Source organism: Blautia sp. BCRC 81119, from assembly GCF_003184505.1.
In the GTDB taxonomy this organism is placed as follows: Bacteria; Bacillota; Clostridia; order Lachnospirales; family Lachnospiraceae; genus Blautia_A; species Blautia_A fusiformis.
Genome location: NZ_QJHD01000053.1, coordinates 1 through 6,640, shown reverse-complemented (window position 1 = coordinate 6,640; position 6,640 = coordinate 1). Strand labels below are relative to the sequence as shown.

Below are 6,640 nucleotides of genomic sequence, written 5' to 3'. Positions count from 1 at the left end.
CGCATGATCCACTCCATTCTTACCAATCCGACCTACACCGGGGATTTAGCCCAAGGCCGAAGCCGGGTGAAAAGCTACAAGGTACACCAGATTGAAGCTGTTCCACGCGAGGAATGGGTGGAAGTGGCTGGAACGCATGAGGCCATTATCGACTATGAAACTTTCGACAAGGTACAGGCTCTCTTACAGCGTGATACCCGTACTTCCCCGAAAGGCCGTGAGGTACATTTATTCAGCGGCTTTCTGAAATGTGCCGATTGCGGGCGGGCCATTACCCGATGCGTTGGCAAAAACAACAATGTATATTATTCTTGCTCAACCTATAAGAACCGTTCCCGGACAGCCTGTACCATGCACTCAATCAAGCATGAACGGCTGGAGGCTGCTGTTCTGTTCGCCGTACAGCATCAGGTACATTTGGCTGCTTCCTACTCGGAAATCGTTACGCAGATCAATTCCGCTCCAATCAAAAAAAGCCAGTCTTACCGACTGGACGATCTGATAGCTGCAAAAGAGCGGGAACTGACAAAGATAACACGCTACAAGCAATCTCTTTATCAGGACTGGAAAGACGGTGAAATCACCCAGCAGGAATACCGGGATATGAAGGCCGACTATGAACGGCAGACTTCTGATATTTCCGCAGTGCTCACTCGGCTGAACGCTGAACGCGCAGAACTGGCAAACGGTGTAGACAACGAGCATCCTGCACTGGTAGCCTTTATGAAGTATCAGAACATTGAAGCCCTCAACCGTGAAATCTTGGTTGAACTTGTGGACTATATCAAGGTCTATGAAAACGGCAATATCAGCGTGAAATTCAAATTCGCTGACGAGCTCCACAAGATTGCAGAGTACATTGAAATTAACACTACGGAAGATACCGCAGTAGCGGGCTAACCCCCGCTACAAACCCCTTTGACAGTGTGTTTTCCTAATAGGCGCTAATCATATGCCTGTCATCCACCTGTGTTTCATAATAGCTGAGCAGTATCTCTCCTTTTTCTTTATTATACTTGACAGCATTACTTATGATATTCATAAGGATTCTTTTTAAACTTTAATCACAGCACTTTTGTATGCTCTGTCAATGTGTTTATTTCCATAAATAAATTTTTCTTTGTACCCATTATATGGTTCCAGTATTGATACGTCAATCCCATTAATGTGCTTTCTCTTCTTCACTCTTTGTGAAAGGAAGAGATTGCTAGCTTTTACCAATCGCTCTTCCACTTCCACATCAAGTCTGCTTTGTTCTGGATTACCGAAATGGTGATCGTGCGTCAGGCTGATACTGTTGACAATGAAAAACAGGAACCAGCTGCATTACAACTTAGCTCCTGTCCTGTACATCTTGAATATAGAATTAGTAAAAACAGATTATCGGGACATCATACTGAATAAGACTATAAAGCTGTCCGGCATTTTCTGGTGGAAGATTGATGCATCCATGAGAACCACCTGTAAGATATCTGTCACCACCAAAGTACGGCTGCCAGTCTGCATCATGAAAGCCAATTCCTCCATTGAATGGCATCCAGTACGTTACCGGCTGTTCATAAGAATAGGTTCCATTTGCTGTCATTTCACCTCGCAGCACGGACGGACTGCTCTTTGAATTCAGTGTGAATATTCCAGGGGGTGTTTTTCTATCCGGATCGCTTGGCAGTCCGGATACGATTTCTGATTGGAAAATAATATTTCCATTCTGATAATACCACATATACTGCTCTGTGAGATCTACCTCTATATATGTATCTCCGAGATCATTAATCCCGTGTGCATTTGCCCTCATAGAATATACCGGTTCCCTGGTTGTCTGGGTTCCTGACTGAATTTCCTGCATGAGCTGTGCTACTTCCTTGTCCTGATCAATCTTCCACCCATAGGCAGAACCATATACATACACAGTCCTTCCGCTCGTGGTCTGAAATTGTCTTTCAGTGCCAACTGTATCATGATCTGCTGCAAGCTGTGCCACATAATCCACTACGTGCTGCCGGAAGGCTTCATCATTCTGGAGCAGCTGCCCTTTCTCGTCAAACTGCAGCCAGTTTTTGATGGTATTCCCATCGAGTGTTACCGTTTCGTCCCCAAATGTATATGTGATATTTGCTTTTGTCAGGTTCTTATATGTATTTACCATATTCTGAAGCTCTGAACTTTCTTTCGTCACATCTGCTTTCTTATAAGCCTTTGGATCACTTTCCAGATCTACCTCTGCCGCATCGTTATCGATTGCCCTGCATATCATCTGATAAGCTTCTTTGGTATTTAATTCATTACCTTCCGTTTCTGGCACAATAGTGAATTCTGAGTTAACAAAACTTACATACGCATTTTCCGGTGCTATCTGATTCTCTTTTTTCGCACAATTTAATGAATTTACCTGTTCTTCCAGTTTCTCCCGGCTGAAAAAAGTCTCTTCTTGAACCATATAGTTTTTTGTTTCAAAAAGACTGCCGATCCATTCCCATGATTTCTGAGTTTTCAGCAGCTGGAGAACCGCACCGCTGGATACGTATTTATAATCAATATCTTTTCCTGTAATGGCCTGCGGGTCCTGCATTCTTGCCCTTACCTGAATAGTATAGTTATCCTTTTTCCCAGCAATCTCCTGCTCAACCTCATATGCTGTCTTATTTGAACTGTCAATCCCATTGATGGTCGTCCCATAAAAGAAGTGATATGAGTAATAATAAGATATACCTGCATATATACAACAGCCTATAACAAAAATCATCAATATAATCAATATTACAATTTTCTTAATTTTATTTTTCTTCTTTTCTGAAAATATAATGGATCTGAATTCCGATTTATCCATCGGCACATACACAACTGAACCTGGTCTTGCCGATTTTGTGGTTCTCATTGATTGCCCTATCACTTCTTTTGGTCTCATGTCTTATTTATCTTTCTTTGAATCAATTAGCTTTTTGCATTGTCACTGTCAAAATGTAATGTCTTATGGTACTTTGCATTTTCCTCCAGAAGTTTTTTCCATTTCTGTCCGTCTTCTTTCGTAGGATTATCAAAATTCTGCTGCCCCTTCAGTTCATCCATATACTGGATATAATCCAGGAAATAAATATCTACTGTCGAAATGTCCCTGTCCTGAATTACGAAGTTATTACAGTTTGCAGAAGACTCATTGTATGGGAGTGTGTTTCCGTTGGCATCAAGAGCTACCATGAAGCAGTCACTGTTGGATCCTTCCTTATAAAGTTCATTTACCGTCAGTTCATACGGAGAACGAATTACGGATTTGAGTCCGATACCTGCATCGTTTGTATCATTCAGTTCCATTACTTCTGTCCGGGAATCATCTACTGTAACCGGGATATCGAAACTCCAATCACCTTCATATTTGTAGTAACCGGCATCCCTTCCATATTTTTCATCATCTGCTTCTGACCACTCATAGTCTGCTTCCAGTCCTCTTACCTTCGTGATATCCAGATGCAGGTTAAAGGTATCTGGAATATCAATTTCTTTAATGTACTTCTGATATGCTCCACCACGTTCAGACAACTTATCGATAAATTCTTCCAGCAGCGCATACCCTTCATCCGTCTGATCATCTAAGTCCGCCTGAGTTATTCCCATCTCATTCATTACCTGCTGTGTCATTTCATTGTATTTCTCATTATATTCCGTATAGTCTTTTGCCGCCTGAGCAAGATCATAACGGAAAATGCATGCATAGGTGTTGTCATCCAGAAACTGTCCTTCCACCTGACCGTCGGTCACCGGACTGGCCTCTGGATTAAAGTCCACACCGCCAGTCATATCCAGATCAATGACCGGTGTTCCACTTTCCGCTCCGGTTCCTGTTTCTGGAAATGGCTTATCACTCTTAAACTGCATAGTTATATAGACCGCCTGGCTGTTGGCATATACCTCAGAACATGTAATTGTCAGTCCATCTGCAGTTTTAGTGTAAGCATTCGTACTATTGGCATTACCTGTCTTGCTCCCGTCTGCTTCACTGCTATCTGCCGTTGTTCCATCAACGGATTCCAAGGTTGTTGCATAATCCGAAAAATCGCCAAAGAAACTTACATTATCCTGCAAGATTTCAAAAAGCCCTCCTACAACCGGGATATTCTTTGCCATTACTGGATTGGTTGCACAGAATATAAATCCGACTGCCAGTACCGCTGCCATACCTCCTGCTACCCTGCCTCCGATTTTCATCCAGTGATATGGATCCTTTGGTGCTTTTTTCTGTAACACAGCATTATTTTCAATCAATCGATATGCCTGATTGATACGTTCATGCACGATTGCCGGCATTTCTGTATCCTTTTGAAGTTTTTCCTGGAAGTCTTTCTCATTATTATTTAAAGTCATCATTAAACACGTCCCTCCTTAACCTTATATCCATACATCTCTGCAATCTGTTTTCTACCACGATGAAGACGAGATTTCACAGTGCTTTCCTTCATATCCAGAGCGTCACTGATCTCCCGGACACTAAATCCTTCCATATAGTACAAAAGAACAACCAAACGATATTTGCTATCCAATGTTTCTAATACTTGTGCCCATTCCATTGCCGCATATTCTTCTTCGTGAAAAGGTGTTTCCGGCATCTGATCCGTATAAGTAACCAGCTTTTTCTTCTGTATCATGTCCTTACACTTGTTGATCAAGATTCGAATCATCCAAGTTTTAAAATATCTGTTCTGTTTCAGACTTTTCAGATTTTCATAACAGGAAAGAATCGTATCCTGTATTGCATCCGCAACATCTTCATCATTTTTCAGATATGCTGCCGCAATCTTATACATACTCTGTACATTCTCATCCATAAGTCGGCAGAAAGCATCTTTGTCGCCTTTCTTCGCTTTTCGTATCAAAACCTCATTCATTGTAGTTCCGGCTCTCCTATCTCAGACTAGTCATCCGTAGTATACTATAGAAGCTTCATTTATGTGCTTCTACTTATTAGACGTGCGAATCCCTAAAAAGGTTGCAAATATTTTAAAAAAAATTATCTCAGATAAAAACACCCCCGAAATCGTTCAAATTTTATGATCATCAGGTCCTATTAGGGTATAAAAACAGCCGTACCATGTGCGTTTTACATGATACGGCTGTCTATGATTTCCAGGCCCTCAGGACAGACCAATCAAAAATCATGTCCTCTGTCCCATCGGGTCTTAAAAATATTGTTTTTGAAATTCCATTACATTCCAACGTTACTTTCTGCTCATGGGAAGAACAGAGGCGAACCCTGTGTATCCTGCCACCTCTCCATTCAAAATCAACTGTGATGTCACTCTGTACCTTCATTCCCCGGACATTTCCGTCTTTCCACTCAGCCGGAAGTGCCGGAAGTAACAGGATATGCCCTTTCCTGCTCTGGATAAGCATCTCTGCAACTGCAGCTGCAAAGCCAAAGTTCCCATCAATCTGGAATGGAGGGTGTGCACACAGCATGTTGAGATAAATGCCGCCTCCCACACAGGAAATGTTTTCCTCCCTGGTATAACGGAGCTGGTTTTTCAAAAGTCCCAGTGCATGTTCCCCGTCCCTGAGTCTGGCCCAGAGGCAGGCCTTCCATGCCATGCACCATCCGGTTCCCTCGTCTCCGCGCCTTTCCAGTGCCACCCGGCAGGCTTCCAGAAGCTCCGGGGTGTTTTCTGTAATCAGGTTTCCGGGATAAAGGCCATATAAATGAGATACATGACGGTGATGGATCTCTGTTTCCGGATAATCCAGGAACCATTCCCGGATAGGTGTCACACCGAGTCAGTATATTAAATTAATCTCTAATACTGGTTCTGCACCAAAGACAGAATAATTGTAAAATAACATAGTCTGTCAATTAATAATTTTTATACAGTCAACCTTAAATAAAACTATCCCAATAAGTACAAATGATCTATACTTTGTACCTTATTTGGGATAGTTCTCACCTCTTTCAGCCAGGGATATTCTTTCTTGTAACTGGCTGGTGTGTTCCTTAACATCTTTTTTTCTTTTTTATAATGTTCCATTTTGTCAGCAAGCATACAGTTATAGATAAATCGGCTGCAGCCGATTGTTTTTTCTATTTGTACACGTTGTTCTGCATTTGGATAGATTCTTACTTTTACTGCCCGATTTATTTTCCTCACCTTATTCCTACCTGTTTACAAATGATTGCAATTGCCATTCCTGAACAATATGTTCTTTTTCATTATAATACAAGTCATCTACAGGAACAAGTGTTTCCTTTTTTATTTATAAAATTCTTTTGAGCATTTATGCTCAGATCTACAATTCATCTCACTACCTGCAGAGGTAGGAGAATTCTTGTTATATATTATGTTAAATACATAATAGGAAATACTTGTCCACTTCCAGAAGATGCTTTCCAAGCGTATCCTGCAGAAGCATCACCTGATAGGTTGAATTTCGATGGTTTTTCAGATAATCTCTGCGAAGAAAACCATACTTACCAAGTTGCTCCATCTGCTCACCGGATTTATAAGTAAGATCTGGAAGCAGATATCCATTTACATTCGTATAGTAAGCGTCCAATAAGAGGGTGTATCGAAATTTCTGGCTGTTGCATGTAAACTATTGATTAGAGTTTTGGGAGTTGACTCTAAAAACTCTAAATCTAATCTAAGGAGCAGGCTTATGG

At 41.4% G+C, this 6,640-nt stretch carries 7 protein-coding genes and 1 pseudogene; 1 reads left to right on the top strand and 7 read right to left on the bottom strand.

Going from position 1 to position 6,640, the window contains the following annotated elements; genetic code table 11:
* Positions 1 to 900: recombinase family protein (locus tag DMI82_RS19400; RefSeq protein WP_199579989.1), on the top strand; the 900-nt coding region annotated here is incomplete at its 5' end.
* Positions 901 to 1,053: 153 nt separating this feature from the next.
* Here DMI82_RS19400 and DMI82_RS19390 read toward each other — a convergent pair.
* From DMI82_RS19390 to DMI82_RS19360, 7 genes and pseudogenes are all read right to left on the bottom strand, one after another.
* Positions 1,054 to 1,239, bottom strand: a complete 186-nt coding sequence (locus tag DMI82_RS19390; RefSeq protein ID WP_110104288.1) for a hypothetical protein — start codon at positions 1,237 to 1,239, stop codon at positions 1,054 to 1,056.
* Positions 1,240 to 1,366: 127 nt separating this feature from the next.
* Entirely contained in the window at positions 1,367 to 2,905 is a 1,539-nt protein-coding gene (locus tag DMI82_RS19385) for a L,D-transpeptidase family protein (protein WP_110104287.1), read from the bottom strand.
* Positions 2,906 to 2,931: 26 nt separating this feature from the next.
* A complete protein-coding gene (locus DMI82_RS19380; protein ID WP_110104286.1) occupies positions 2,932 to 4,359 on the bottom strand; it encodes a DUF4179 domain-containing protein in 1,428 nt (475 codons plus the stop codon).
* The gene (locus DMI82_RS19375; protein ID WP_005423085.1) at positions 4,359 to 4,877 is read right to left on the bottom strand and encodes an RNA polymerase sigma factor; all 519 of its coding nucleotides are present in this window, start codon (positions 4,875 to 4,877) and stop codon (positions 4,359 to 4,361) included. The genes DMI82_RS19380 and DMI82_RS19375 overlap by 1 nt, the downstream gene beginning before the upstream one ends.
* Before the next feature lie 229 nt (positions 4,878 to 5,106).
* On the bottom strand, positions 5,107 to 5,754 hold the full coding sequence (locus DMI82_RS19370; protein ID WP_227752252.1) for a glycosyl hydrolase family 95 catalytic domain-containing protein: 648 nt from the start codon (positions 5,752 to 5,754) through the stop codon (positions 5,107 to 5,109).
* 116 nt (positions 5,755 to 5,870) lie between these two features.
* Positions 5,871 to 6,128, bottom strand: coding sequence for a helix-turn-helix domain-containing protein (locus tag DMI82_RS20755; protein ID WP_110104285.1), 258 nt, complete (start codon positions 6,126 to 6,128; stop codon positions 5,871 to 5,873).
* A gap of 214 nt (positions 6,129 to 6,342) precedes the next feature.
* Positions 6,343 to 6,534 (bottom strand): annotated as a pseudogene (locus tag DMI82_RS19360) (TnpV protein); the annotation flags it as partial.
* Positions 6,535 to 6,640 lie beyond the last annotated feature (106 nt).

What these genes read in the sequence shown, in the direction of transcription:
- DMI82_RS19385 (WP_110104287.1), bottom strand. Translation starts at nt 2,905, where the DNA reads ATGAGACCAAAAGAAGTGATAGGGCAATCAATGAGAACCACAAAATCG.
- DMI82_RS19380 (WP_110104286.1), bottom strand. Translation starts at nt 4,359, where the DNA reads ATGATGACTTTAAATAATAATGAGAAAGACTTCCAGGAAAAACTTCAA.
- DMI82_RS19375 (WP_005423085.1), bottom strand. Translation starts at nt 4,877, where the DNA reads ATGAATGAGGTTTTGATACGAAAAGCGAAGAAAGGCGACAAAGATGCT.